Source organism: Alkalimonas mucilaginosa, assembly GCF_036327005.1.
GTDB lineage: Bacteria > Pseudomonadota > Gammaproteobacteria > Enterobacterales > Alteromonadaceae > Alkalimonas > Alkalimonas mucilaginosa.
Window position 1 is genome coordinate 1 of record NZ_JAUGZK010000008.1, and the last position, 25,805, is coordinate 25,805.

The 25,805-nt window shown below is 49.1% G+C and carries 23 protein-coding genes and 1 tRNA gene; 7 read left to right on the top strand and 17 right to left on the bottom strand.

The features are described from left to right. The 6 genes from QWF21_RS11460 to QWF21_RS11485 all read right to left on the bottom strand — a co-directional run. The coding region (locus QWF21_RS11460; protein ID WP_330088191.1) for a restriction endonuclease subunit S at window positions 1–822 on the bottom strand (822 nt) is incomplete at its 3' end. Continuing rightward, window positions 819–2,408, bottom strand: coding sequence for a type I restriction-modification system subunit M (locus QWF21_RS11465; protein WP_330088192.1), 1,590 nt, complete (start codon window positions 2,406–2,408; stop codon window positions 819–821). The genes QWF21_RS11465 and QWF21_RS11460, both read right to left, overlap by 4 nt. A 55-nt stretch (window positions 2,409–2,463) precedes the next feature. Beyond that, entirely contained in the window at window positions 2,464–5,886 is a 3,423-nt protein-coding gene (locus QWF21_RS11470; RefSeq protein ID WP_330088193.1) for a DEAD/DEAH box helicase family protein, read from the bottom strand. A gap of 63 nt (window positions 5,887–5,949) precedes the next feature. Beyond that, entirely contained in the window at window positions 5,950–7,458 is a 1,509-nt protein-coding gene (locus tag QWF21_RS11475) for a sigma-54 interaction domain-containing protein (RefSeq protein WP_330088194.1), read from the bottom strand. A gap of 104 nt (window positions 7,459–7,562) precedes the next feature. Then, window positions 7,563–7,877 (bottom strand): hypothetical protein, encoded by a 315-nt coding sequence (locus QWF21_RS11480; RefSeq protein WP_330088195.1) that lies wholly within the window; start codon window positions 7,875–7,877, stop codon window positions 7,563–7,565. Between the two features lie 199 nt (window positions 7,878–8,076). Then, the gene (locus tag QWF21_RS11485; RefSeq protein ID WP_330088196.1) at window positions 8,077–8,331 is read right to left on the bottom strand and encodes a hypothetical protein; all 255 of its coding nucleotides are present in this window, start codon (window positions 8,329–8,331) and stop codon (window positions 8,077–8,079) included. A gap of 192 nt (window positions 8,332–8,523) precedes the next feature. On the opposite strand from QWF21_RS11485, the gene QWF21_RS11490 reads away from it, so the two are divergent. Next, on the top strand, window positions 8,524–9,396 hold the full coding sequence (locus QWF21_RS11490) for a helix-turn-helix transcriptional regulator (RefSeq protein WP_330088197.1): 873 nt from the start codon (window positions 8,524–8,526) through the stop codon (window positions 9,394–9,396). A 21-nt stretch (window positions 9,397–9,417) separates the two neighbouring features. Here the strand turns inward: QWF21_RS11490 and QWF21_RS11495 are convergent, their stop codons facing one another. The 3 genes from QWF21_RS11495 to QWF21_RS11505 form a co-directional block, all read right to left on the bottom strand. Next, on the bottom strand, window positions 9,418–9,981 hold the full coding sequence (locus tag QWF21_RS11495; protein ID WP_330088198.1) for a hypothetical protein: 564 nt from the start codon (window positions 9,979–9,981) through the stop codon (window positions 9,418–9,420). 21 nt (window positions 9,982–10,002) lie between these two features. After that, window positions 10,003–10,671: a hypothetical protein gene (locus QWF21_RS11500; RefSeq protein WP_330088199.1), complete on the bottom strand. Its 669-nt coding sequence runs from the start codon at window positions 10,669–10,671 to the stop codon at window positions 10,003–10,005. A 146-nt stretch (window positions 10,672–10,817) separates the two neighbouring features. Further along, the gene (locus QWF21_RS11505) at window positions 10,818–12,404 is read right to left on the bottom strand and encodes an AAA family ATPase (RefSeq protein ID WP_330088200.1); all 1,587 of its coding nucleotides are present in this window, start codon (window positions 12,402–12,404) and stop codon (window positions 10,818–10,820) included. Window positions 12,405–13,039: 635 nt separating this feature from the next. Between QWF21_RS11505 and QWF21_RS11510 the strand changes: the two genes are divergently transcribed. Then, on the top strand, window positions 13,040–14,056 hold the full coding sequence (locus QWF21_RS11510; RefSeq protein ID WP_330088201.1) for a helix-turn-helix transcriptional regulator: 1,017 nt from the start codon (window positions 13,040–13,042) through the stop codon (window positions 14,054–14,056). A gap of 59 nt (window positions 14,057–14,115) precedes the next feature. On the opposite strand, the gene QWF21_RS11515 is transcribed toward QWF21_RS11510, so the two are convergent. The 6 genes from QWF21_RS11515 to QWF21_RS11540 all read right to left on the bottom strand — a co-directional run bounded on the left by QWF21_RS11515 (window position 14,116) and on the right by QWF21_RS11540 (window position 18,067). Beyond that, entirely contained in the window at window positions 14,116–14,901 is a 786-nt protein-coding gene (locus QWF21_RS11515; RefSeq protein WP_330088202.1) for a PP2C family protein-serine/threonine phosphatase, read from the bottom strand. Window positions 14,902–14,914: 13 nt separating this feature from the next. After that, window positions 14,915–15,634, bottom strand: coding sequence for a Sir2 family NAD-dependent protein deacetylase (locus QWF21_RS11520; RefSeq protein ID WP_330088203.1), 720 nt, complete (start codon window positions 15,632–15,634; stop codon window positions 14,915–14,917). A gap of 25 nt (window positions 15,635–15,659) precedes the next feature. Then, window positions 15,660–16,400, bottom strand: coding sequence for a hypothetical protein (locus tag QWF21_RS11525; RefSeq protein ID WP_330088204.1), 741 nt, complete (start codon window positions 16,398–16,400; stop codon window positions 15,660–15,662). A gap of 11 nt (window positions 16,401–16,411) precedes the next feature. Further along, window positions 16,412–16,723 carry a hypothetical protein gene (locus QWF21_RS11530; RefSeq protein ID WP_330088205.1) on the bottom strand — a complete coding sequence of 104 codons (312 nt, stop codon included), beginning with the start codon at window positions 16,721–16,723 and terminating at the stop codon, window positions 16,412–16,414. Window positions 16,724–16,828: 105 nt separating this feature from the next. Beyond that, entirely contained in the window at window positions 16,829–17,524 is a 696-nt protein-coding gene (locus tag QWF21_RS11535) for a DnaA ATPase domain-containing protein (protein ID WP_330088206.1), read from the bottom strand. A 57-nt stretch (window positions 17,525–17,581) separates the two neighbouring features. Then, window positions 17,582–18,067, bottom strand: coding sequence for a hypothetical protein (locus QWF21_RS11540; RefSeq protein ID WP_330088207.1), 486 nt, complete (start codon window positions 18,065–18,067; stop codon window positions 17,582–17,584). A 369-nt stretch (window positions 18,068–18,436) separates the two neighbouring features. On the opposite strand from QWF21_RS11540, the gene QWF21_RS11545 reads away from it, so the two are divergent. From QWF21_RS11545 to QWF21_RS11560, 4 genes are all read left to right on the top strand, one after another. Continuing rightward, window positions 18,437–18,994 carry a hypothetical protein gene (locus QWF21_RS11545; RefSeq protein WP_330088208.1) on the top strand — a complete coding sequence of 186 codons (558 nt, stop codon included), beginning with the start codon at window positions 18,437–18,439 and terminating at the stop codon, window positions 18,992–18,994. A 42-nt stretch (window positions 18,995–19,036) separates the two neighbouring features. Then, the gene (locus QWF21_RS11550) at window positions 19,037–20,122 is read left to right on the top strand and encodes a PDDEXK-like family protein (RefSeq protein ID WP_330088209.1); all 1,086 of its coding nucleotides are present in this window, start codon (window positions 19,037–19,039) and stop codon (window positions 20,120–20,122) included. A gap of 87 nt (window positions 20,123–20,209) precedes the next feature. Further along, a complete protein-coding gene (locus QWF21_RS11555) occupies window positions 20,210–20,896 on the top strand; it encodes a hypothetical protein (protein WP_330088210.1) in 687 nt (228 codons plus the stop codon). 59 nt (window positions 20,897–20,955) lie between these two features. Then, the gene (locus tag QWF21_RS11560; protein WP_330088211.1) at window positions 20,956–21,735 is read left to right on the top strand and encodes a hypothetical protein; all 780 of its coding nucleotides are present in this window, start codon (window positions 20,956–20,958) and stop codon (window positions 21,733–21,735) included. A gap of 60 nt (window positions 21,736–21,795) precedes the next feature. Here QWF21_RS11560 and QWF21_RS11565 read toward each other — a convergent pair whose 3' ends face one another. Both QWF21_RS11565 and QWF21_RS11570 read right to left on the bottom strand, forming a co-directional pair. Beyond that, window positions 21,796–23,727: a tetratricopeptide repeat protein gene (locus QWF21_RS11565; protein WP_330088212.1), complete on the bottom strand. Its 1,932-nt coding sequence runs from the start codon at window positions 23,725–23,727 to the stop codon at window positions 21,796–21,798. A 202-nt stretch (window positions 23,728–23,929) separates the two neighbouring features. After that, window positions 23,930–24,004, bottom strand: a tRNA-Arg gene (locus tag QWF21_RS11570). Window positions 24,005–24,366: 362 nt separating this feature from the next. Here QWF21_RS11570 and sufB point away from each other — a divergent pair. Continuing rightward, complete coding sequence (sufB, locus tag QWF21_RS11575; RefSeq protein ID WP_330088213.1) at window positions 24,367–25,803, top strand: Fe-S cluster assembly protein SufB; 1,437 nt, start codon at window positions 24,367–24,369, stop codon at window positions 25,801–25,803. Window positions 25,804–25,805: the final 2 nt, after the last annotated feature.

The following is a 25,805-nucleotide window of genomic DNA, read 5'->3' on the forward strand; positions in this document are numbered from 1 at the left end:
AAAAAGCACATCGTTTTCGAGAGGATGACCTCTAGTCATCCAAGCCTCGTAGTTATCTTCAGGGATAAACTCTCTGGGATCGTGGTCGATATAACCCTTTTTCACATTTTTCGCAGTTATCAGAGGGATACCTGAATCCGACTTTTCAGGTGTTTTGCCCCTGTAATCAATGTAATCAACCAGATCTTTTATTTTGTATTTGCGAGATTTCTCATACCCGTCAGTCTTTACAAGATCACCAAACATCTCCAAAAACACAGCACGAAGAAAGTCATCGGCAAGTTGGATGGCTTGCTGGCGTTTGCGGCGGATGGCGTCGGCTTTGTCCAATATCGCGGCAATGCGTTTTTGCTCGGCTAGTGGTGGGAGTGGAATTTCAAATTCTTTAAGATCTTTAGCCGAAAGATTTGGTTGTGCTGCACCATTTTCAAAACGTTCAATTTCCCTTTTGCATAAAGTACTACGAAGGTAATTTTTAAGAAAATTACGATCCAACTTGCTATCTGGTCGCAAAATTACCAAGGAGGAAGCGATAGCGCCTTGAGAAATTTGATTATCAACAATCGCAAATTTACCTAACGAACCCCTTAGACAAAACAAGATATCGCCAGGCGAAACTTTGCCATTACTCAGAAGGTTAAATCTCTCTTGAGAAATGAAGTTCGCCCCTGAGCACTTAATTGAGAGGTCATCCTGTAAATTTCCTGCGTTAATGAATGGTATTCCCTCTGAAAAGAGAGCATCTTTTGATGGATAGTTCTGGCCTCGATCACCATTAATCAATTTACAAACACTACCTAACTTCACCTTCGGCCAACTCACAGCATCGCCTCCAGCGCTTTTAAATCCGCCAGAATATCGTTTTCCAGCGCAACCAGCTTATTTAAGATCACTTTCGGATCTTCATACTGCTGTTCGGCATACACCACTTGCTTGTAGCGATTAATGGATAGGTCGTATTTATTACCGGCAATGTCGGCTTTACTCACCCAAAAGGCTTTTTGCGTACGATCGTTTTGTTCGGTGTCGGCAATGGCTTTATCCCGCGCTTTATACCCGGCCACTAACGCTGGCAGGTCGTTGTCTTTAATTGGCGTGCGCTTATCGTCCAGGCTAAAGCCGTCGGCTTGTACATCGTAAAACCAGACATGGTCGGTACTGCCGCCTTTGGTGAAAATTAAAATGGCGGTAGATACCCCGGCATACGGCTTAAATACGCCGCTTGGCAAGGAAATAACCGCTTCTAACTGGTTTTGCTCTACCAGTAACTGGCGCAGTTGCTGGTGGGCCTTAGATGAGCCAAACAGCACACCATCGGGTACGATGGTGGCACTTTGGCCGCCAATCTTCAGCATGTTTTCAATAAGCGCCACGAACAACAGCTCGGTTTTTTTGGTTTTTACTTTGCGCAAAATATCCGGGCAAACGTCTTCTTCGTCCAGGCTGCCTTTAAATGGCGGGTTGGCGAGGATAATGTCGAAGCCATCTTTGGCCTCGCGCGGGAAGCGCTCTTTAAAGCTTTGGCTTAGCGTGTCCTGGTAATGAATATCCGGCTGTTTAATACCGTGCATCACCAGGTTCATGGCTGCGACGCGCAGCATGGTGGCGTCAAAGTCAAAACCATGGAACATATCGGTATCGATATGGCTACGCTGCTCGGGTGAAATTAAATCCCCCGAGTACAGCGTATTCACCTGCTGCTTGCCGCTGGCGTCCAGCAGCGGCTTGCCCTGCTCGTCGAATAACGGCTCTTGCTCTACCCCCTCTTTGGAGGTGTACTTTTGCAGCAGGTACTCGTAGCTGCTCACCAAAAAACCGCCGGTGCCGGTGGACGGGTCACAAATACGGCTAGTAATGCCAGGGTCGAGCATTTCGACCATGGCACGAATAATATGCCGCGGCGTGCGAAACTGGCCGTTAATGCCGGCAGTGGTCAGCTTGCTAAGCAGGTACTCGTACAAATCGCCCTTGGTGTCGCTGTTTTCCAGCGGCAAGTCGTTGACCATTTCCACCGCTTTCACCAGCAGCGACTGCTTTTGGATCATCAGTTGGGCATCTTTCATAAATTCAGCAAACAGCGAGCCTTCGTTGCCATCTTTTACCGACTGGGCCGAGCTTTCGGCAAAAAACGGAAACAGCTCATCTTTCACCAGCTTGTACAGGGTGTCGGCACCCAAGTGGCGAAAGTGCTGCCAACGCAGGTGCTGCTGCTTGTCGTTAAAACGGCGGTGAAAGGCTTTGCCGGTGCGGGATGCCAATTTCTCATCTTTTTGCTCGTTCATATCCAGCAAACGGGCATACATTAAGAAAGTGATTTGCTCAATCACCGTCAGCGGGTTGGTAATGCCGCCGGTCCAGAATTCTTCCCACAGTTTGTCGATTTTGCTTTTTAGCTGACCTGTAATCATTTGGTTTCCTGTACTGCTTTATCGGTTTTAAGCGTTTCGTGTTGCGTGCAAAGTTTTAAGGGTTGAGTGTCTTTTCAATACGTGGTGCTTTGTTGCCCAGCGGCACCTCGAACTGGCGAATAAATTGCTGGATCACATCGGCCTGTTGCTGGCTGAATACACCATCCAGCCCCATATCGTGAATGCTGGTAAAAGGTGCCTCGTACAGCTGCTCAATCGCTACAGCGCCGTAGCGAACCACATGGTTTTTCAGCATGCCAATAAAGCGCTGTTGCCTGGCGTTCATGTGGGTGTGCGTTTGCTGGACAAAATCGGTAAAAGCCTGCTCTATCGCCTCTTTGTCCATCCCAACGATGGTACGTAAAATTTTATCCAGGCTGGCCGTGGACTCGGGAAAGAACTCTTTTAAGGTATTTAAATCAACGTTGGGATTTTGCGTGTGTACCAGGGAATTAAGCCGGGCTAAATCGTCTTCGCTGACAGGCTCACCGGCCCGGATTTTCTTTAACACCGCATCGGTATCAAACAGCGGTGCTAAGGTTTTTTCAACTTCCTGACGGAAAATCTGATAATCAATGGAGACGATATTGGCCGCCCGCTCTTTTATCTTGTAATCGGCACTGTCTTCTTTAACATCCAGCACCACATCGGGCATGGGTGGAACGATGTCTTTATCTCGCAGGTGAATGATACCACGCAGTGCCTTGCGGCTGTGCTCTAAAGCTGCAAAGCTCAGGTTCTGCCAGTAACTGTCTTGCTGGATGGCAGCAATGTCGCTGGCTTTCGCACGCACATCATTTAAGTGCATTTGCAACCTGCTGACTTTACCCAGAAGCGCCTGGCGGGCTAAATCAATTTGTGTAACATCGGTAAACAGCAGCGTTTGCAAAGTCGCTATCTCGGTATCGAAACGGTAGGCTTCGCTTTGCCCCATGATGTTGCGCCACTGCATTAAGGGCGCCATGCTTTGCCACAGCATGGTTTTAACTGCCGGGGCAAACTGGTTCAGGCGCTTTTCATCTTTGCAGGTTTCGACATCCTGCCACTGATCACGCACGGCGATGGTGTTCATATCCAGCGCACAAATATCGGCGTGGATCAGAGCTATCACCTGGTTAAAGCTGGCTAAATCGGCTTTTTTCAAGGCGGCTTCGGCAAGCGTCAGCCTGGCTTCGAACAGTTTTTGCGTTAAGGATTTGCTTTGCTTAACGTCTTCCGGCTCTGGGTCCAGCTCGAAGTACTCAAAGTTTTCCCAGTGATCAAAAATTAAAAAGTGGGTTTTATGCTGCCCGGAGCCATACAGATCCGGACACAGCCGGGTGCCACGGCCAATCATCTGCCAGAACTTCACTTTGGATTTAATCGGCTTGGCAAAGACCAGATTCACCACCTCCGGCACATCGATGCCGGTATCGAGCATATCAACGGAGATGGCTATCCGAACACTCTGCTCTGCCGTGGATTTAAAATCATCGATCAGCTCCTCTGCCCGCTCGTATTTGGAGTGGATCACCCGGCAGAAATTATCACCCAGCTGGGGGTACATTTCCCCGAACAAAGAGGCCAGCAGCTCTGCGTGTTTGATATTGCGGGCAAAGACAATGGATTTGCCGGGTAGCTGGCCGTCAGCATCGCGCAGACCCTTTTCCATCAGATTCCGCAGGATCACCCGGTTGGTGTCTTTGTTTTTAACCGCTTCATCTATCTGGCCGGCGTCAAAATCCAGTGTGTTAGGATCGATGCCCTGATCTTCCAGCTGAGCGATTTGCTCATCGGTCAGCCCATCTTTTTTGATACCGTCGCGCAAAAATCTGGTGGTAAAGCTGACGATTTTGTAAGGCACCAGGTTACGCTCTTCAATGGCTTGCTCCAGCGGGTAGTTGGCCGTGGGCATTTTGTAATCACAGCCAAACAACTCACAGGTAGAGCGCGACACCATTTCCACTGGCGTTGCGGTTAAACCTACTTCCAGTGCATCAAAATACTTAAAAATATCACCGTAAATATTGTAAATGGAGCGATGGGATTCATCCGCGACGATCAGGTCAAAATAACCAACATCGTATTTTTGGAAAATGCTCATCATGCCAGGGTAAGTGGCAATAAATACCCTGGCGCTGGCTGCCGCATCTTTTTTGCTTTTGCCCACCACGTACAAGGGCTCTTTGGTGTGCTCGTTAAAGGCATTGGCGGCTTGTTTGCGCAGCTCTTTGCGATCACACAAAAACAGCACCCGCTTTGCCCAGCCCGCATCCAATAATCGCTTGGCCAGGGCAATGGAAACCCGGGTTTTACCGGTGCCGGTGGCCTGCACCACCAGAGCTTTGCGGTGCTTGTCGCTAAAGCGTTCACACACCCGGGTAATGCTTTCAATCTGATACAAGCGCCCTGCTACCTTGGTATCAATCGGGGTTTGATTCAGGTTCTGCTTTAAGCTGCGCTGCTTAATCAGGTACTGCAGGCTGTCTTTGCTGTAATAGCCATACACTTTTCGGCTGTTGTAGCCCTGAGCGTCGTCGAGCAGACGGATATCGTAGCCATTGGTGTAAAAGATAACCGGGCGTCGGCCATAGCGTTTTTCCAGTGCGTTGGCATACAAAATGGCTTGCTGCCGGCCCTTTTCGACCGACTCGCGGGTCCGTTTGGCTTCAATCACAGCCAGCGGCAGTTCATCATCATCGAACAGCACGTAATCGACGTAGCCAATACCGCTAGTAGTAGGCTGGCCATCGACTTCGAACTCTTTGCGCACTTCTTCGGTCGAGCTGGCATCCAGCGAGACATTCCAGCCTGCGGCGCGCAAGTCCATATCAATAATACGGGCGCGGGTTTGCGCTTCGTTAAAGTCGATGCCTGACATGCTGGCATAGCCAGCCTTTGCCTTTTGGATGGCCGCTTGGTTCATCGCTTGTTTCAGGCTGGCGGCTTCCTGCTGTGCTTTTAGCTGAGCTGCCTCTGCGGCTTTAAGTTCTTCCAGCGCTTGCTTTAATCGCGCCTCCTGATCGGCCAGTTTGGCCTGCAGCTGTTTATTTTCTCGGGCAAACTGCGCATCGGATTGCTGTGGCATTTTGCTGCAATCCGGTGCGATAAATTCCGGCAGCTTGTTCGCATCACCACCGCAGTAAGCCACATAAAAGTAACCGCTGACGAAATAGCATTCCTGCAGGATCCAAACAGCCTCCTGCTGGCTGACCTTGCCTTCATGCGCAGCACGGTTCCCGCTTTTACGGATGGCATGCAATTTATCGAGGATCTGACTGGGAACCACGGAGGTAAAACTATCGGCGTTCAGTTTGTCGATGATGCTGGCATTGGCGTAGACGGGCAATTGCAGTTTGGTATAGATAACACCGACGATTTTTTCCATCAGGCAGCGCATCTTGACCAGCGCGCTTTGTGGATCGCTGCAAGCGTAATCCTGGGCAAAAGCAGCCAGCTGGTATAATTCGGGTAACGCTTCCAGATGTTTAAAACTCATTGCGTGCTTCATTCCATATTTTCCTGATATCCCTGTATGGCAAGTTCGGTGCCAATGTGAAGGTTATGGCAAATGATCGGATTTTATTTCCAGCTTCTTCATCCAGTTGCTGAGCGTTTGATGGTTGGCCAGGCCCAAAAGTTTAGCCGATTTGGATAAGTTGCCACCGGTCTGCTCCAACGCTGCGACAATGATTTTTTCTTTAATCCCATCAATATATTGCTGAACGTCAAAACCTGCAACTAAAGGAGGCAATGAATGGTTGTCTTGGCTGTTGCTTTTAAGCTGCAGCTGCACACCAGCGATGTCCTGCAAAGACAGCTCATCGCTTTTGGCCCAGAGCACAGCTCGGCTTAATGTGTTCCACAAAGCTCGAATATTGCCAGGCCACGGCTGCTCTTTGATAAAATTAATTGCAGAATCGCTAATTTTTTTACTTTGGTAGTCGGGTATTTTGGCAAAGGTAGCATTAATTTCTGCCAGTATTTGCGAAACCAAAACGGGTATATCCTCACGTCGCTGTCGAAGGGGCGGCAATTCAATGACCCCCACCGCTAGGCGGTAAAAGAGATCTTCCCGAAAAGTGCCATCAGCCACCATGCTGATTAATGGCCGATGGGTAGCAGCAAGGATTCGGACATCCACCCGCCTGGTTTTACTGTCACCGACCCGGGTTATCTCACCTTGCTGCAATACGCGTAACAGCTTTACCTGCACCGCAGGGGTTAACTCCCCCACCTCATCCAAAAACAACGTACCGCCATTGGCTTGTTCAAACAGGCCGGCATGCTCTTTGTCCGCGCCTGTGAATGCTCCCTTCACATGACCAAATAAAATTGAGTCAACCAGGTTTTCCGGTAAGGCGCCGCAATTGATGGTTTTAAGTACCTTAGCACTGCGGCTACTACCAGCATGAATAGCGGTAGCCAGAACTTCTTTACCGGTACCGGATTCACCGAGGATCAGTGCTGGTAAGTCCGTTAGCGCAAGCCTTGAAGCCTGCTGTATCAATACTTGCATTGATGCAGATTGTGCCACCAGATCGTTGAAAGCCCCGTTAAAATCAGGCCCCGCCATGACTTTAGCAGAAATGCTGGTTCTTGCTACACGGGCATAGGTGGCAGCAAAATCGAACGGAATGTGGACTTCTTCTACACTGTTATCAGGCCCCGATTGTAAAAAACGACAGTCATAAATGCCTTTACCAAACAGCACAGAAATCGCGGTCATGGCTGGTGTGCCAGAGGTTAGGTTGATGTAAATCCGGTTGTTTGACGTCGACAGATGCTCTAGATGTCGCTGCATGATGGCAGCAATGGCCTGATAGTTGGTTGGCGAGTCCATTGACTGGTGAACAATAGAGGCTGTGGCTGGCCTATCCATGATGTGGAGTCTTTTATTTAACCAGTCTTCATAAGACTGCCAGTCTTCTTCCCAGGCATTCGCTAAAATGAGGATCTCATCAAACGAAACCGTGTGACGCGTGGCAAGAGTTGCGATAGATGCCAGCTCATTCTGTTTCATCTTTTCAATATCGGTTTTACCCAACCAGGAAATCAGCACATTCATCATGACCACTCAGGTGTTTGTTCCAGACTTCACACACCATAAACCAGCCTTGGTTGTTGCGCTATAAGAAACTTACTGAGATGGTAATTTTTTTTACTAATTTAACTCTAATCTTGCTGCCGATACAAAGCCGGCTCGTCAAAATAGTGGTAATCACCCAATTGCAGAGCACGCTGCCGCAGCGCCTGTTTGCTGGGGACACGCTCCGCGATGGTGCAGCCGAAAACCTGCTGATGGTCCCGCTCCATCAGTTGCTGCACTTCATCGCGCGTGCACAGTTGCAGCAGCTCAATGGCGTGAATAAAGCCCTGGGCGCGCATCCGCTCGGTCTGGTTGTCGCCTCCCGCACGGCTGATGGTAAAAATGTCTTTAAACTGCCGCTCTAAATCGAGCATTGCCAAATCCCGTTGTGCCATGTTCATGGTGTGCTCCCTATCAAATATAAATTGCATCCCTGCACTGTTTTCCTTAAAACATCCTGCTGCCAGCCTGGCAATCACCTGTCCGCTCTGGTGACATCAAAATCCTGATGCCAAGAATAGTCCCTTGTGCTTGAAAGGCCATACTGTGTGTTTGCACAGTATCCATTTTTCATACAGATCGCGTTTTCCTTTTACCGCTTTACAAGCCAAAAAAAGGAGCGCATGAGACCATTACAAAACTCGCCATCACGGTAATAATGAACTGCAACGTGTAGCGAAAGATGTTTTCTGTCAGTGGTGTGGTTAAGTTGCCCCGGCTTTTCTCTTTTTTAATAGCCTCTTCAGTTTGATGGATCACAGTCCAAATCAGGTATATAGCGCATAATGCAAGTACCATGCTTTGTGTGCCAGCCAACGTGAACAAAAAACCGACCAAAATAAACCAATACCCCATAGCATCCTCCCAGACAGGCCATCGTGCCATACCTTCCTTAATCTAAGAGGTTTAGTCGACATTGCCATACTGTACAGATTCGCAGTGTCGACTTTTCAGGCGGATCTTGGCTTTGTTATTTTGCATGGCTGGCTTTGCTATAAACTATTCGGCTATGCTGTATGCATTGATGACATGACGAAGCAAAGACAGATGAACCCAAAACAACCTGTTGGCTGGCCGCTGCGCTGGGAGCTGCTAATGCGCTACCGGCTGATTGAAATTGTCGCTTTGTGGGAAGGCCGGCTTACCACCACGCATTTGATCAACAGTTTTGGCATCGCCCGCCAGCAAGCATCCAAAGACATCAACAGTTACCTGCGTGAGATTGCCCCCGGCAATCTGGTGTACGATGCCAAGTTGCGCGGTTACAAACCCTCCGCCACTTTCACCCCCAAAGTCACTACTGGCCTAGCCGATGAGTACCTGCATGCACTGGCCAGCTGCAAAGACTTCGCCCACACCTTCCATCAACTTGATTTGGGTTTTGCCCATACCGAACTGCTGCAACCGCCCATTCGCCAGGTGGACCCGGCGGTATTGCGCACCTTGGTGCAAGCCGCCAGGGAAGGGTTAAAAATCGACATGGGCTATGTCTCGCTGACCTCACCGGATGAAGAAAGCCGCATTATTGCGCCGCACAGTCTGGTCTGCACCCCACTGCGCTGGCATGTGCGGGCTTACTGCGAAAAGAACCGTGATTTTCGGGATTTTGTGCTAAGCCGCTTTCGTGGCTTTCACGGCGTGGAAGGCAAAGCCGAGCAGCGCCAGCAAGACGACAGCCGCTGGAATACCCTGGTCCCGATAGAGCTGATACCCGATACCCGGCTAACCGAGTACCAAAAAGCCATTATTGAAACCGACTACAACATGCACCAGGGCAAGCGCATCATCGAAGTGCGCTCCGCTCTGGTGCCTTATGCCGTGCAGGCACTGAACCTGGATTTGACCAAAATCGACGCCAGGCCAGAGGCCCAGCAAATCATGGTGGCGAATTTAGCTGAGGTGCAGCGGCATGCTTTTTGATGCATACCGATGCAGCTAATTTTAACCTCCAATCACATAGGTAGCCGAGCTTGGTGATGCAGGGATATATTTAAATGTGCCAGCCACAGTTATGCTGTTCATGACCTTAACATCTTGCTCGACCGTTGAGTCTTGTTTCATTGCTCGGTGATAAAAAGCAGAAAAAGCAACAATGCCTTCAGACCATAAAATTTTTCTGGTTGGGGCAACAAAAGCGTTGCAAAAGGTCTTATGATAATCAAACACCTCCGAAACGCCTTTTGCTATATCACAACTTGAAAAAACAACACACTTTCCTTTCAAATTAGGCCAGCCGATATCATCAAAGCTCTCCCAATCAATAAACTCTCCATTTGTAAGCTCAAAACCATCCTTAGCTCCATGAGCGCTAAAATGAATGTACTTAATCGAGTCCTTTCCAGCACGTTTTAAAGCTTTTCCCAGTTGTTCTTTTGTAGCAACCTCTTGATAATCCGATTTAATATTCTGAATCTGCAGAACATCTCGCAAGGTCCTACCTTCCTGCACATTGTTGTAAATATCGCCAAAACTACGAGATTCGATAATCAAAACCTCTATACTCATAACACCCCCAATTTCTAAAAATTAAACCACCGGATATATCGCCTCACCCCATAACTGCTGATGCGCAGACATCATCAACGCGATGATCAGTGGGATGAGGTGTTGCAGAAGATTGCAGGCATCTTTTAATTGTTCGCGATTTACGCTGCTGTTGTGCGTGGCACCACCGTGGATGAGTTGATTGCGAAGTGTGTAAAGCCGCGTAAAGATGCAACCAAGAGCCAGTGGTACATTCTTCTCTGCCAGCGCTTTGTTCAAGGCTGCTTTGGAGGCTTTAAAGCTTTGTAGCCACTCGCCTTCGCTAAGTCGGCCTCGTTGAAAGTCCCAAAACGGCCGGTACACATAACGGTTGTCCATAAGCAGACGAATGCTGCTGCTAAACTGCTGCCAGATGAGGTCATAGAGTTGATTTGCAGTATCAAGATCAGCAATTTTACCCAGAAACGCCTGAAAGCTTTGCTCTTCGGCCATCCGCTCGCCATCCGCAAATTCGTTGGCATAAGCGGCATTAAAGCTGATCCAGTAAAAAATAAACTCGGTGTCATGGTCTTTGGCCACTCTCGCCTGCTCTGCTTTTTGCAGCCAGCTAAGCGCCCGATGCACCCTGAGTGATAAATTCAATGGATAAAATACACGTTCTTCCCGATGTCGGGTTTTTAATGCCTCGTAGCTTAACTCCTTTATTGGCATGGTGTTTTGCTCCGTCCTTTTAGCCTGTGCCTATTATTGCCATAGAGCTTAGACCAATGGCAAGCTTTTATCCTGCGAAACGCTCTGCATAGCGCAAGGTACTTCGCTTGGAAAATAACTACTGTTGGCAAAAGCAGCCGACTTGCTCACTGCGTGGTAACAAAGCCAATTGACCGTGAAACTTCATCGTCTTTCAGCTCGCACTCTGCCAAAAGAGCTTGGGTAAGTTCACGGGCATGCTGCATGGGCGCAAAACGCTGGCGTCGGGCTATGGCAGCAAAATCCCCGGGTGTGAGCTTGCTGAGCCTGGTTGCTTTATCCAGAGCTTCTTTGCACTGGGTTAGACCCATTTTCTTGCTGTAACGCCTGAACAAGGACGCAATCTGGTGCGGTTTGAGGTAGCCAAAGCAGGCTTTTAAATCAAAACGACGCAATGCGGCTTTATCCAGATTGTGCATCAGGTTGGTGCTGGCAATAAAAATGCCTTCGAAAGCTTCCATCTGAGTCAGCATTTCATTCACACCAGTGATCTCCCAGCTGTTTCTGGCCCGGCTGCGTTCTTGCAAGAAGCTGTCAACTTCATCCATCAGCAGGATACTGTCATTGACGGTTGCCTCTTCAAAAGCCTTGGCGATGGCTTCCTCGGTGGCGCCAACCCAACAGGAGATCAGATCGGATCCTCTTTTTACCAGCAATTCTTTGCCCATGGTTTTGGCCAAGTAGTGACCGAAGGCGGTTTTGCCAGTGCCTGGCGGGCCATACAAACACAAACGCCCTGCTCCAGCTTGCTGCAAACCTTGGGTCAGTTCATTCAGATCGCAATCGGCTTGCGTAAGTGTTGGATCATACAAGGTATTGCTAACCATTCCGGTACCCGGCCCGACTTTGCACCCTTGCGCTTTAAGGGTCGCTTCGGTTAACTGGCGAAAATGCTTTTTGGCGGTCTCGCCAGTGGTACTGCCAAGCATCTGCACCACCTTGCTGGCCCTGGTAATAACTGCAGGTGACAGCTGCCTATGTCGGGTTAATGCCAAAGCCTCCTCCTTGCTTAATAACCCATCACTTGTTTGCTGTAAAATTTCTGCGCGCTGCTTTGCTGGGGGCACAGTCAACTCCAACACCATATCAAAACGGCGGATGTAAGCATTATCAAGCGAACTAATATTGTTGCTTACCCAAAATGTCGGTACTTTGTTGTTTTCCAGTAACTGGTTTATCCAGCCCTTGCATTCCGACAACCCTGAACGGCTAAACGGATTTTGTTGAAACACATCTTCGACTTCATCAAACAACAGCATGTGGTTACCAGTGGCCAAAAACAACTGAGCAGCCCGCGCGGCTTTAAGCCGAGCCATACCACTAACTGGTGTTCCATCATAATCCGAACAACTTACTTCATAGAGTACCTGATTTAAGGAGCTCGCCAGCACCTTGCATAGTTGGGTTTTACCGGTACCTGGCGGCCCATACAACAATACATTGACCCCTACAGCACCTTGCTTCAGAGTCTGCTTAAGGTAACGCTTTAATAACGTAACCTGCTCGTTTATATGCTGATAGTGCTTTTCGGATAGACATGGCGCTTTGCTTGGAGCAATTAGCTCTTTCAACAGTGCTATCGGATCATCCAACGGTGCCATCATTAAGTCTGGTAAATGACTGCTAACATACTCAAAATGATTATGGACATTAGCTGAAGAATAGTTGCTGTAAAACACAAGCCCGGATTGCATTAACACGCTGCTCTGTGACAAGGCAGCTCGTACTGTTTCAATTGGGTGTTTTAAAATCACTGACAATATTGGAGCAAGCTCATACTTCACTACGGGACCTAGTAAATCGAGCGCATCAAACAAAAGCTGAGTGCTATTCGATAAAAGCAAGAATGCCAAAATGTCACGCTCTACTTTATTTAGTTTGGCAATCTTCGCAACTGCAAGTAGGTTGCGCTCCATGACTGGAGGTAGCTGCATTGAATACTGACACAAATACTCTCGATAGCTTTTCTTAAGCGCGTTTCTAACTTCAGTCAATGACTTGTAATGTTCTGGTTCAGCGTCTAAGCCCAGTGATTGTGCTAAATCATAATCAGAATAACCATGCTGATTCGGAAGTAACTTTTTAAGCCCATTTAATTCAAGCACAATTCTATAAGCCCAAACATTGCAAATTGCAGGCACACGTAGTTGACAAAAATCGTCAACGGTCGTCATGTCTTTTGTCTCTAAATACATCTTTGCTGGCATAACAATCTCCTGTTACAGCTAAAAGGTGATGATAATGCCCATTTGCGACACATTGCGTCGCAGTCAATTGCTATCATGCAACTTAACCGTTATAACAAAGCATACATTGGAAGGAGTTCAGCATGTCTTCAGCTAAAAGTGCGCAAACCATCAGCCGGCTTTGGGAGTTGTTGCAGCTACTGCCTGCTAGGCCACCTGGCGCAGAAGCCCGGCAATTAACGGCACAATTACACGATCGTGGCTATGCCGTGACCAAGCGCACTGTGGAGCGCGATTTGCAGATGCTCTCTGGTATTTTCCCACTGCAATGCAACGACAAAGGCACGCCCTACGGTTGGTATTGGATGCAAAATACCGCGCTGGATTTACCAGGGATCAGCCTGATGGATGCACTAAGCCTGCAGTTGGTGGAGCAAAGCCTGCGTTTTGTGGTGCCCTCCTCCATGTTGCAGCCACTGACCTCACGTTTTATGCAGGCGCACAATAAGCTGCGCGCGCTGCAGGAGGATGCACCTGGTGCGGCCTGGTTGGATAAGGTGGCAGTGGTTGAACCCGGGATGGCACTGCTGCCGCCGGCGGTCGATGCTGTCTTACTGGAAAGTATTCAGGAAGCACTGCTTCGCGATAAACAACTGGATGCGCAGTATATGTCGCCGCACCACAATGCACCTAAGTCTTATCGGCTGAATCCACTGGCATTGGTGCAGCGCGGTGCTGTCAGTTACCTGATTGCCAGCTGTGTGCCCTACCATGATCCGCTACGTTTCGTGTTGCATCGTTTTAAATCGGCAACCTTGTGCGACGAAGCGGCCATTCGTCCTGCAGGCTTTAAGTTGCAAAATTATCTTGCCAGCGGCGCCATGCAATTTAGTGAGGGCGAGCAAATTAAGCTGGAAGCGCAGGTGCGTGGCGACTTGGTAACTCTGCTGCAGGAAACTCCGTTATCGCATGATATGATACTGCAGCCATGCCAAGATGAAAGCTACCGGCTTACCGCTACCGTGTTTAGTGGCATCCAGCTGGATTTATGGCTGATGATGCAAAGCAGTTCGCTTACAGTAATAGCACCCGCATCGCTGCGCGAGCGGGTGATTAAGCGGCTGAGTAAGGCCATGCAGCAGTATCAACACAACGAATAAACATCAGCGGGCTACGGCGCCAAGCCAGCTACCTGTGAGTTGGGGAGCTCCCTTGTCGCTTAACCAGCCAAGCGTAACCAAAGCAAACTGGCATTATCAGGTGCGCTGCGCTCTAACAATCGCTGCCTTATCTGCTCTAAAGCGAATTTCATACTGTTTTGCTGCATCATCTCGCTTAGCTCCTCTGTGCTAATCACATCATGCACGCCGTCGCTGGTTAATAAGAATTCATCTTTAGCGGCCACAGCGCCATCGGTAAACGCGATGGTAAAGTCAGCTTCGTCGTTATCGGCGGCTAAATAACTGGTAAGTGCCTGGTAGCATTGTGCCAGATTGCTTTGCTGTTTCAGCTCAGGCGAGTCGTTTTGAAAAGTATGATCGATGCTTAATTGCAGCAACTGCCCCTGGCGTAACCGCCAAACCCGGCTATTACCGGCATTAATGGCAACGAAGCGTGATTTGCTCAGCGCCAGGGCCGCTATAGTTGTTGCTGCTCCAAAACTTTGCCGTTTAGTGCCCAGAGATTCAGAGAGATACAGCTGGGCAGCCCTGAGGTGTTTGCTCGAGAAAGGCTCTTTTTGCCACTGCTGAATTAAATTATTAACCACCACGCGACTGGCTTTCGCTGCAGCGGGGTTGGAGGATACTCCGTCTGCCACCAATAATAGCGTCTCACTATCAGCTAAATCAATACAATCGGAGAACTCCTGTTGCTGTATTGACTGTTGCTGCACTCGACACTGCACAGCAGAACCAGTGCAATAACCGATAGCATCTTGTTGCTGCAGCTTGCCACCTATGGCATTAAAGCCGCTAAGTTGCAGTAGGGCTAAATGAGCTTGCATTCGGATCTCCCGGCTACACGAATTTTGTTGGATTTATGGCTGCCATACCAAGCCAGCTAGCAACCAGTTTCGGGACTTCGGTGGCTGTTTTGCCCTGCAGGAAGCGGTACTCACTGATAAAATCCGGTGACTCCAGATTAATCAGTACTTTTTCCGCCTTGTGGTGGGCGTAAGAGAGCAAGGAAGCAGCCGGATAGACTTGCAATGAGGAGCCCACCACCAGAATTTTATCGGCACTTTCCACCTCTTCTATCGCCGTTATCATGGCCGGTACCTCTTCACCAAACCAAACAATGTTTGGGCGAAGGGCGGAGCCATCGGCTGCGGTGTCGTGCTCGGTTAATTCAACATCGCCGATGTACTCCACCAGTTCTGGGTTGAGGCTGCTGCGAGCTTCGCAGAGTTTGCCGTGCAAATGAATGACCTGTGTAGAGCCGGCTCGTTCATGCAAATCATCCACATTCTGCGTAATCACCACCACCTGATAGTGCTGCTCCAAACTGGCAATGGCAAGGTGAGCCGCATTCGGGCTGGCTGCAGCGGCTTGCTTACGCCGTGCATTGTAAAAGCGATGCACCAGCTCTGGGTTGGCAGCAAAAGCCTCTGGCGTGGCCAGCTCTTCAACCGCGTATTTTTGCCACAAACCATCGGCATCCCGAAAGGTGACCAGGCCGCTCTCGGCGCTGATACCCGCGCCGCTTATCACAACGATTTTTTCTTTTTTAGATTGCATGGCTTTTCCGGCGATCTTCTTAGATTTACTCTTTGTTTTTTGCTGTCGGCTGCAACCACGACAAATACGCTTCGTACAAGGTCAGCCGGCTTTGTTCACAGGCTAAGTGCAAGGGCAAGTACTCCCCCAAGAACACTGGCTTGCCCAATCCCACCACTGGATAAGCCAGCTCTTCACCATTGACTACTGGTACGTCCAACAGGCTTTCACTCAGGTAATCGATAAAGTCATCCTGCGTCATAGCCGGCTCAGTTCTTAACTCCGCATCGTAGGGAAGCTCATCCATATCGCATGCGACGAAAAGATACGACATGGCGGCCTTTATGGCATGATGCTCCCACAGCCGGTAGCGCATATGCTCTTTGGCATACCAGTTGGCCGCATGCTCCCATAACTGCTCCCACTCCAAGCCTATTGCAGGATAATACACCTGTTCGCGCAGCTCGGCCTCATCCAGATAACGAAGCTCGCCATTGTTGAGGCATCCTTTAAGCAGATGAAAAGCTGCGCAGTATGGCCCACCCTGCTGCTCTTGGTAGGTTAGTACTTTGACTTTTTCCTGCATTTTGTTGGTAAGAGCCATCAAGTGTAGCTGCCATCGGCGCTGCACTGTATTCGACAGCCAATCGTACATGTCGGCATAATCATTGAAGTCACCTTCACAGGGCCGCCCAATGCTTGTTGCGCCTAAGCCAAAGTCACGCTGAAACTTCTGCAGATCGTGATTGACGCTGTCATAATGCAATTCATCCATTTCCCAGACCATGCGGCCTCCAATTAAGGTTGTTCTGTTAAAGTACGCTGCACCATCAGATAATCCTCTTCGGTCAGCCGCTGAGGTAAGGGGCCCGAAGTTTCATTAAGTTGAAAACATAGCGTATCGGCTCTGTCTTGCAGCAAGGCAGCTTTGTGGTGCATCAACGCATAGCAGACCGGTACGGGCAGCTCCGCTTGCTGAGTTTTGGCAACCAGATAACAGCCCAAACTACCTACCCCTAGCAGTAACACAGATGCAGCTGAACCGGCCTGAGCCTGCTGAGCATCCTGTTCAGTGGACTTTTGGGTTGAACTTGGTTGAACGGCTTGCATGCAAAGGCTCCGAATCTGTCATAACGACAGCATACGGCAGCATCGCGACAAGATAGGCCGCAACTAATAAACAGTTTGTGCTTGTTAGTCGCCTTGCAGGGCTTATCAAAAACCATGAAGGCTCCACCCCTGCTGAGCGTTATATCTGCTTAACAGGCCTTCAAGCTGCCTGATGTTTCCTGCATCATTGACCATTCTTGTCAGCATTTTTATTTCTGGTATGTAGTCAAGTTGCTGGCACATTGCACGAGCTATTTTCAATTTGTCAGCCTGGCTGGGGAGCTCCAACCTGGAGACTTCCCCGGAGTATAGTAGCTCCAGATACTTGTCAGGCAGGCATTGAGGCTGCGCCCCAACCTCGATCGCCACTGTAAAGATGGTTTTTTTACCTGCCTTGTTTCTAAGTGCAAGCATTTCAACCAGAGGATGAGTCAGTTTATCCGGTTTTCCAAACAAAAAATTTATGTCATCAATCAATAGCCAATCGACGTCGAATAGTTTTTTCCAATCCAGCAACTCTTTTGAGTGACGGTAAAGCATCCGCTCAGCGGTAATGACCCATGTATCCGTATTGCTACTCACAAGCTCATGTCCTAGTCCAAGCAACAAGTGCGTCATGCCGTCGCCATTCCCATGTTGGCTATCTATGGTCAGCTGGGAGCTAGCTGGTTCTGCTATAAACCTCAATGCAGTGCTCATTGCATTGTCGTTGTATTCGCATCGAACCAGGTTATTGATGGTTTTGTTTGCATGCAAAAGTGAATCAGTCATCATGCCTCTACCATTTTGTTTCATAGACATTCGCTTACCTATTGGATTCAATGTGACTGGGTTGTTTCGTCAGAGGTATTCGTTGCATCAGGAGTCAACACAATTTAAGTCTGGGTGCACCGGTTTAGAATGCCAGAGCGGGAATACACCGGTACTGGAGCTTGTTAGCGGATTCTCTTCCGTAAGGATCTGCTGCAAATTGGCAAATCGCGCCCAGGTTGTCGAGTTGTGCCATGTTTCCGCATTATCACCGGCAGCTCGTTTGGCCACCAACTTATCCCAGTCTCTCTCTAATACGCACAGCTCCAGACTGTCGTGCGCAAAGAGTTGTTTCCGAACCCAATTTATAAAGTCTTCCAATACATGGTGCCGCCAGAGTGCTATCGGATCTTGCCAATACTCTGGCTCAGTGCACCAACGGCAATAGAACCCCTTTGCACTATGGCGGATGAAAAGATCAGAAGCATAGAGCCAATCGAAATTGACGCCATCAAAGTCAACCGCTACCTGGATATTGGCGTCAGAATCCAACCAAATGTGTAGTTGCGGATTGATCCGTAATTGAGGGTGCAAGCCTTGAATCTGGAGCTCAACCCCACCTGTTTACAGCTGATTTTTGAGTCGCATTTTCAATAACCTTGGCTTGCAACCTTGCTTGATCGGCATTACAGGCTTAAGCCAATCAGGGCAAACCTCTGAGTTGTTAAACTCTGTCAGCAACAGCTGCCAGGCATGGAGAAATGAACGATGACTCCGCCGCCCCTTAGACCTCATGCTGCCTCCCTGTAACTTGGATGTCATGCACCCGGCACTGCCAGAAATGAAGCCTTAGTTTACGCCGGGGATGCGACAAAATAGGCCGCAGCAAAACCCAGTCACTAAGCGACCTATTTTGTCGCTGGAAAACAGTAAGCTGGCAGCACATTGGTTTGAGGAATTACCATGGCCAAGCTGCTGCTACTTTCACCGACCTTGTGCTGGCAACAGCGCCTGCCTGAGCTGTCGCCTTATAGTGTATTTGTCCTCTTCGATACCCATTGCGATGCTGCCGGTTTGAAAGGAGTGTTTTTTGATACCCATCGAAGCTTGGCTGAGTACGCCACTTGGTCCATGATAGAGCATAGCCGTGTCATCGCATTTGGTGATGCAAAACGCTTGGTTGAATACCTAACCCCAAGTGATGTTGTCTTTTTCTGCCATAAATGGTGCGGCCTGGTTGCTGCGGCCCGAGTTAAAAAGGGCCCTGTGCAAGCACCAGATACCAATACCCTCTATCGGGATGTGGAGTTCCTTACCCCCATTCCAACCAGAGACTCTGTTCTGCAAGCCATGCCATTTGGAAAGGATGATGAGCTCAGCGGGAAACGTTTTTTCTTGGCGAAAACGATAAAAGTTCCCTACCTTAGTAGGGCGGAAGCCGAGTTGATTCTGTCGGAGCTTTGCAGTTACCTTGAAGGTGGCATCTTGTCATTGGAACGGTTGCAACCAAATAACCAATAGACTTTGGCGGCATTAAATCAACTACATAAAGTAAGGTAACACATGGAAAATAAAAAAGAAAAGTTTGATGATTTAATAGCTGAGTTTAAAAAACTCCAGCCATTCACTGCCAGGGAAACGAATATTTTCAATATCGGCACCAAAGGCTATTACGAAAATCCTACCACAGATATTCTGGCATTTTTTCTTGACAGTCATGAGCAACATCAACTAGGGAATATTGCATTACGGGCCCTGCTGCTCTGCCTTGACGAGGAATATCATCAGCTTGACCCTACTCTTACCGCTCCGCCTGAACGAGAAGTCAGCACGAAAGGTGGAAGGATTGACCTGCTTTTAGTGAGCAATGATTGGGTTATGGTGCTTGAAAACAAGATTTTCCATAATCAAAACAACCCTTTCGATAGCTATCAGGAATTTATTCAACTCGATGAAAAAAACCGCTTTGCAGGTAAAAAAGAAGTTTTTGTCGTACTTTCGCCTGATGGCATAGCCCCAGCTGCACCTTGGCAGGGAGTCAGTTACACCAAGCTTATCTCAAACTTAAAAAGCCTGCTTTCCGAGCACTTCTATTCACAACCACTGAATAAATGGACCATATTGCTGCGGGAATTCATTTTACATTTGGAGGACTTGATGACACCACCAACCGTTAATCATGAGACGCGTAAGTTTGTTCTGGAAAATTTGAAATCCATCAGTGAGCTGCAATCGGTAAAGCAGCAAGCCATTAAGGAGTACCATCAAGAACTTCAAGTTAAATTGCAACAGATGTTGGGCAAGAGTGTCGCGATTCGCCAACACACTTGGGGTGACTACCCTGCCCTCCGCTTTTCTTTAAGTTGCTGGAATCACAACGAGTCGGATGTTGTGTTGTTTCTCTCCGGAGACAAAGAGAAAACAACCATTGGCACGTATGCACATCTGCCTGCGAATGAAGATACAGAACTAGCCGACTCAATTATCTTAAAAGAAGAAAATGTTGACCGATGGCTTGAAGCAAAAAATAAGTACCGCTGTTACCGTGTTTACGCCGCTGACTTTAACGAAGAAAGAAGACTCCATTTTATAGCCGACCGCCTGAAGGAGCTGGATCAGTTTGAACAAGCCAAGCAAACGAGCCGTTGAGGGAGTTTGTATTGACCTGGCCGCTAAGCGACCTATTTTGTCGCTGGAAAACAGTAAGCTGGCAGCACATTGGTTTGAGGAATGACCATGGCCAAGCTGCTGCTACTTTCACCGACCTTGTGCTGGCAACAGCGCCTGCCTGAGCTGTCGCCTTATTTCATGGGGACGCTTCATGGTAATGAGCTTACCCGAACCGAGCGTCTGTCATTTGCAAGGCTCAACAAACAGCTTTATGCACTGGAGCAAGAACTCGAAAACGACATAGCGGCTGTAATGGAAGATCTGCCAGCCCTGTCGCTGCATGGCCAGGCAGCCTCTTTCCAGTGCAATGCACGACTTTACTTTTGCCTGCATGATGACGATCCGTATTACAACGATGATGACAGCAATTACCTGGTGTTGATGGATCTGCAGGTGCAAACTGCACCTTGGGAACCTCAGCAATTGCCTGACGGCCCCGGGGCAATGTTGTGGCCCTGCCCTTCCTCTTCGCTTCAGCAACAACTCGCTACCGCTCCTCACAGCGGTATGCTGGCCACCTTAGTTGCAGAAGGCTTGAGCCTGGCGAATTGTTTACGCATTGGCAGCGTCAAGACTGAGCTGTTATTGACATGCCGCAGTAGTCATTGCTTCAACCTGCCGTATGCCAGACGCTTGTCCGCGATGGCTGATTATGCTGCCCCCTACACAGAGGCCATCGACCGGCTGGCCATCAGCAAAGATGCCTACCCATTGCTGCCCAAACAAAAAATCTGCTTAAAAGGAAAGAAATGATGTGTGGTTACTGCATAGAAGCAGCGCTTTGTTGCAACTTTCACCAAAGGGGACGTTTTGTGCTACCCGATAGTTTGGATGAACAAAACCCACAGCCTGGTTCGGATGAGGGCTGTTACGCTTTGTTTGAATCGCCTGAACCATCGGAACTGCCAGAGCCCTGGCTTAGTGCGGTAAAATCCTATCATCCCTACTGGCAACTGCGTGTTTTAGAGCAGGAGCTGCTGAAACTGCCAGTTTGTTTTAAGCAGGTAAGTACAGAGGAGCCGCAGTCAAAAAGCGGCTGGCCACACCTGGGATCCGTCTGGCAAGCGGCCCTTCAACAAACAGAGCCTGCTTTGCCAACAGAGCTGTCAGATGCCATGCTGGCTGAGGCAAGTCACTGCCTTGAGTATGCTGCCGCCAAGTTCTACAGCAGCGGCGATTTAAGTGACGGTGATGCCAGCTCAGCTGCGGATTTTGAAGCACTGTTTCCACTGTTTTGGCTGGCTTTTCGTTTAATGCAGCAACATCAACCCCTTCACTCGGTGTTTCAGCAACTGGCTTGCTCTGAGCCAAGCCACTGCCCTGACTTTTTGGGCAGCGATCTGCTGCTGATCCGACATTCTATCCAGCACTGTGTAAAGCAGCTTGGGATGCCATTTCTCGAACAACACGCCAATGAGCTGCGAACTGAACTCATCACTTATGTGCTGAATGCCAACCCATGGAGCCCTTCTGAATTATTGCTATGGCAAGCCATGCTCGACAACTGGCAAGGCAGGCAAGAGGTGTATGGCATTGGCAATGCGCAACGTCTGCTGGCGGACTTGCTTTTGGAGCAGCGGCCCCATAAGTAGCGCCTCCTTCCAGCCAACAAAAAAGCCTTAAAAATCAACTATTTTACCCTTAAAGGTAAGCTAGGGTAAAAGGTCATAAACAGGGCAGACAGCCGAGAGCTCTTGTCTGATTTGTTGTTTTTCCTCCGGTAGGTTAACGATGCCCAGTAACCAGGCCAGGTGGCTTTTTGCTTGCATATCGAGCTCGTTCCTGGCATCAAAGTACACCGCAACTTGCTGCGGCAGGCTGTCCGGTAGTGCCATTTCTGTCGTCAGCTTTTGCAATTTGGTTTGGTAGTACACTTTGTACAGCAGGTCGCTTCGGGATAGATTCCCCAGCAGCTCATCCCGCTCAATCAAAGTCAGTGCATGGTTGTAATACTGCTTTGCTGGCTCGGACTGCCCCAGCAGAAAGTAGAGCTCGGCTAAGTTGCTCCAAACCTGATGGATGGCCACCTCCGGTTGCTCCTCAATGGCGAGCTGCTTGTGTTTAATGGCAAGCTCATACTTGCCTTGCATCTGGTAAATAGTCCCTAAGTTTTCATGCCCAAGCCGGTCGTTGTCAAAGTTATTGATGACTGCCCAATAGGTTTCTTCTGCCTGTTCCAGCTCACCATAACACAACTGCAGCGTGCCCAGATTAGCCAGGATCACTTCGTGCTGCATACTTGCCTTTGCAAACTGCGCGATAGCCTGCGGTGCGTTTCCTTGCATAAAATACAGACTTCCTAAAATATTGTTGGCGTACCAATGCCCGGGGACTAAATCAACGGCTTGTTTCGCATAGGCTATGGCAAGCTCCCCTGGTGGATCCGAGTCATCCTCACCAAAACGGGCCTGATAAACGCTGGCTTTGACCGCAAGCGCATCGGCATCGGCGCTGGTTAAGTCAGCATGCTCCTTTAACAGCATTAAGGCTTGTTCGGTGCGGCCGCTTCGGGCCAGTAACTCCGCTTGTGCCGTGATCACCTCAAGTAAGTCTGGTCGTTGCTCTGTAGCCAATTGGCAGTAGGTGGCAGCTTTTTCAAGCGAAGCCGTTTCATCCCTAATCCAACTGCTCCGAACATGAAGACGGCATAGCTCTGCATGGGCAGCAGCGAAATTTGCATCCTGCTCCAAAGCCTGCAAAAAGTGAGATTCAGCAAGTGAAAAGCTGCTGGCTGAATTACTGATAAATAACTGATTTTTCCCCTGTAAGAAATAGTTCAGTGCAACAGCAGAGTTCGACAAGATGGGCGCAAGAGGCTCGCCGGCAATAAAGCGCTGACTTTGCAGCACAATCGCATGGCCTATCGCTGCAGTTTGAGCTGCAAAGGCCTCGTGGTGAAACAAGCTCTGATGGATAACCGGGCTGTGTTGATGCGATATCATGGTCGCAGAAATGGCATCGTAATAGTGATCTTCGTGCTGGGAGAGATGTAAAACAGCATGGGCCTGCCAGGTGGTGATCACCTCATTTGCCGGCAGCTGATACGCTTCCGGCCTGCTAAGAACCATGGCCCTGATAGCATCCTGCTCAGATAATTGGCTGGCAATTTGCTCCGCAAACGCGTGGAGATTGGCTGGAGCCTGCACCGCTATCAACACCTTACCCAATGGTGACGTGAGCCTGGTGCTCGTCGGATGCGAAGAAGCATGATCTGCACTACTCTGCTGCCACCAAATCAGGCTCCCCATCAGGATCACCAAAGCTAGCATGGCGAAACCTATCTGAGGAATGACGCGGCTGGCTGCAAACGGGCCTGACTTCGAATACAGCACCCTAGCCGGAGCTGTTTCTGGTTCATCACTCTGGCCTGAGAGCACTTCAGAGAAACGACTATCTTCTTTTGACAAGTAAATGGTATAGGCTGGAACCTGCAGCGCCTTGGCAATACGCGCCAAATTATGCGGGGAGACAGCTTGCTCCCGGAATACTTTGCTGACTAAATCTCGGGGTGGTTTCGTGATGCCTTCATTGCACGCGATTTGCTGAGCCAGTTCGGCTTGTGTATCAAAACCGCTTGCTAACATAGCAGCTTCCAGCTTTTCTCTGGACGCCCTGACTCCGCGTTTACGTTTTCTACCGTCCATGTTCAGTTGACGTGAAGCAAGTGAGTAAATTGATAGTAGCGAAGCGCTGTGCAAATTGCACGTTTAATCACCAGGGGCTGCTGATCTTTGGTGGTGAGTAATTAGTCGCGATGATAGGCTGGCTTAAGCCTGAAGCATAATGTGGCTGCCCCAGCAGGAATCGAACCTGCAACTGCCCCTTAGGAGGGGGCCGTTATATCCATTTAACTATAGGGCAATGGCGCTGAATTCTATCAGAAAATACCGGCGAACCGGAAGGATTGATTTTCAGATGCATTTGAAACCCTATATCGCTATAAAAAAAGCACTAAGACAGGTAAAATGCCCCTGCTTTTTTGGCCCAGCATCCACTTAATACCCAACAAGCTTCTAGCCAGCCAAGCCCCGCTGAGGATATGGCACTATGTTCATCCTATGAACCATTGGCTTAAGTAATCCGTATTAATAGTTGAGCATTTTACTCGGGTATTATACAATACCCCCAGGCATATGGCCCAATAGCGTGCAGAGCAAGCAATTCAGTACGATAACAACAATGATGCCATTGATACGAAACAACGACAGCAGTGAGACAAAGTTATGACCGAGCAGATCCATGAGGCGTTATCCCGCAAATACGAAGCGGGTTTTGTCTCTGATATTGAATCAGAAACCTTTGCCGCGGGCCTGGATGAGGATGTGATTCGTCGTATTTCAGCCATGAAAGAAGAGCCTGAGTGGATGCTTGAATGGCGCTTGCGCGCTTACCACAATTGGCTGACGATGGAAGAACCGGATTGGGCTCATGTGAAGTATCCCAAAATGGATTATCAGGCTATTTCCTATTTTTCATCGCCCAAGAGCATGAAAGACAAGCCAAAATCGTTGGACGAAGTCGACCCGGAGCTGCTGCGAGTTTATGAAAAGCTGGGCATTCCATTGTACGAACAGGAGATGCTGGCAGGTGTGGCCGTGGATGTGGTGTTCGACTCCGTCTCGGTAGTCACCACTTTTCGGGAAAAATTAAAAGAAGCGGGCGTTATTTTCTGCCCTATTTCTGAAGCTATTAAAGAATACCCCGAGCTGGTTAAAAAGTATCTAGGCTCGGTGGTACCCCGCTCAGACAATTACTTTGCCGCGCTGAACAGTGCGGTCTTTACCGATGGCTCTTTTGTCTACATTCCCAAAGGTGTGCGCTGCCCCATGGAATTGTCGACCTATTTCCGTATTAACGAGCAAAATACCGGTCAGTTCGAGCGCACGCTCATTATTGCCGATGAAGGCAGTTATGTCAGCTACCTGGAGGGCTGCACAGCACCTCAGCGCGATGAAAATCAACTGCATGCAGCAGTGGTAGAGTTGGTAGCAATGGATGATGCACAGATTAAATATTCCACCGTACAAAACTGGTACCCAGGCGATGAAGACGGCAAAGGCGGTATTTATAACTTTGTGACCAAACGCGGCCTTTGCCATCGGAATGCCAAAATTTCCTGGACTCAGGTGGAAACCGGCTCGGCTGTTACCTGGAAATACCCCAGCTGCATTCTTAAAGGCGATAACAGCGTCGGCGAGTTTTACTCGGTGGCTCTGACCCGCGGTCATCAGCAGGCAGATACCGGCACCAAGATGATCCACCTGGGGAAGAACACCAAATCCACCATCATCTCGAAAGGTATTAGCGCCGGCCAAAGCAACAACGCATACCGTGGCCTGGTGCATATGGGCCCGAAAGCCGATGGCGCCCGTAACTTTACCGAGTGTGATTCGCTATTGATTGGCGATCGCTGTGGTGCACATACTTTCCCATACATTGAAAGTCGCAACCCAACCGCGAAGGTGGAGCACGAAGCTACCACCTCAAAAGTGAGCGATGATCAGCTGTTTTTGTGCAAACAACGAGGGCTGGATACGGAGAAAGCCGTGTCGATGATCGTCAACGGTTTCTGCAAAGAGGTCTTTAAAGAATTGCCAATGGAGTTCGCCGTGGAAGCGGGCAAATTACTCGAAATCAGTCTCGAAGGCTCAGTAGGATAATA

What these genes read in the sequence shown, in the direction of transcription:
- QWF21_RS11485 (WP_330088196.1), bottom strand. Translation starts at nt 8,331, where the DNA reads ATGGGGTATTGGTTTATTTTGGTCGGTTTTTTGTTCACGTTGGCTGGC.
- sufB (WP_330088213.1), top strand. Translation starts at nt 24,367, where the DNA reads ATGACCGAGCAGATCCATGAGGCGTTATCCCGCAAATACGAAGCGGGT.
- QWF21_RS11520 (WP_330088203.1), bottom strand. Translation starts at nt 15,634, where the DNA reads ATGCAATCTAAAAAAGAAAAAATCGTTGTGATAAGCGGCGCGGGTATC.
- QWF21_RS11565 (WP_330088212.1), bottom strand. Translation starts at nt 23,727, where the DNA reads ATGTTAGCAAGCGGTTTTGATACACAAGCCGAACTGGCTCAGCAAATC.
- QWF21_RS11545 (WP_330088208.1), top strand. Translation starts at nt 18,437, where the DNA reads ATGGCCAAGCTGCTGCTACTTTCACCGACCTTGTGCTGGCAACAGCGC.
- QWF21_RS11475 (WP_330088194.1), bottom strand. Translation starts at nt 7,458, where the DNA reads ATGATGAATGTGCTGATTTCCTGGTTGGGTAAAACCGATATTGAAAAG.
- QWF21_RS11525 (WP_330088204.1), bottom strand. Translation starts at nt 16,400, where the DNA reads ATGGTCTGGGAAATGGATGAATTGCATTATGACAGCGTCAATCACGAT.
- QWF21_RS11535 (WP_330088206.1), bottom strand. Translation starts at nt 17,524, where the DNA reads ATGTCTATGAAACAAAATGGTAGAGGCATGATGACTGATTCACTTTTG.
- QWF21_RS11515 (WP_330088202.1), bottom strand. Translation starts at nt 14,901, where the DNA reads ATGCAAGCTCATTTAGCCCTACTGCAACTTAGCGGCTTTAATGCCATA.
- QWF21_RS11530 (WP_330088205.1), bottom strand. Translation starts at nt 16,723, where the DNA reads ATGCAAGCCGTTCAACCAAGTTCAACCCAAAAGTCCACTGAACAGGAT.
- QWF21_RS11470 (WP_330088193.1), bottom strand. Translation starts at nt 5,886, where the DNA reads ATGAGTTTTAAACATCTGGAAGCGTTACCCGAATTATACCAGCTGGCT.
- QWF21_RS11500 (WP_330088199.1), bottom strand. Translation starts at nt 10,671, where the DNA reads ATGCCAATAAAGGAGTTAAGCTACGAGGCATTAAAAACCCGACATCGG.
- QWF21_RS11495 (WP_330088198.1), bottom strand. Translation starts at nt 9,981, where the DNA reads ATGAGTATAGAGGTTTTGATTATCGAATCTCGTAGTTTTGGCGATATT.
- QWF21_RS11480 (WP_330088195.1), bottom strand. Translation starts at nt 7,877, where the DNA reads ATGAACATGGCACAACGGGATTTGGCAATGCTCGATTTAGAGCGGCAG.
- QWF21_RS11505 (WP_330088200.1), bottom strand. Translation starts at nt 12,404, where the DNA reads ATGCAATCCGGGCTTGTGTTTTACAGCAACTATTCTTCAGCTAATGTC.
- QWF21_RS11465 (WP_330088192.1), bottom strand. Translation starts at nt 2,408, where the DNA reads ATGATTACAGGTCAGCTAAAAAGCAAAATCGACAAACTGTGGGAAGAA.
- QWF21_RS11510 (WP_330088201.1), top strand. Translation starts at nt 13,040, where the DNA reads ATGTCTTCAGCTAAAAGTGCGCAAACCATCAGCCGGCTTTGGGAGTTG.
- QWF21_RS11490 (WP_330088197.1), top strand. Translation starts at nt 8,524, where the DNA reads ATGAACCCAAAACAACCTGTTGGCTGGCCGCTGCGCTGGGAGCTGCTA.
- QWF21_RS11550 (WP_330088209.1), top strand. Translation starts at nt 19,037, where the DNA reads ATGGAAAATAAAAAAGAAAAGTTTGATGATTTAATAGCTGAGTTTAAA.
- QWF21_RS11555 (WP_330088210.1), top strand. Translation starts at nt 20,210, where the DNA reads ATGGCCAAGCTGCTGCTACTTTCACCGACCTTGTGCTGGCAACAGCGC.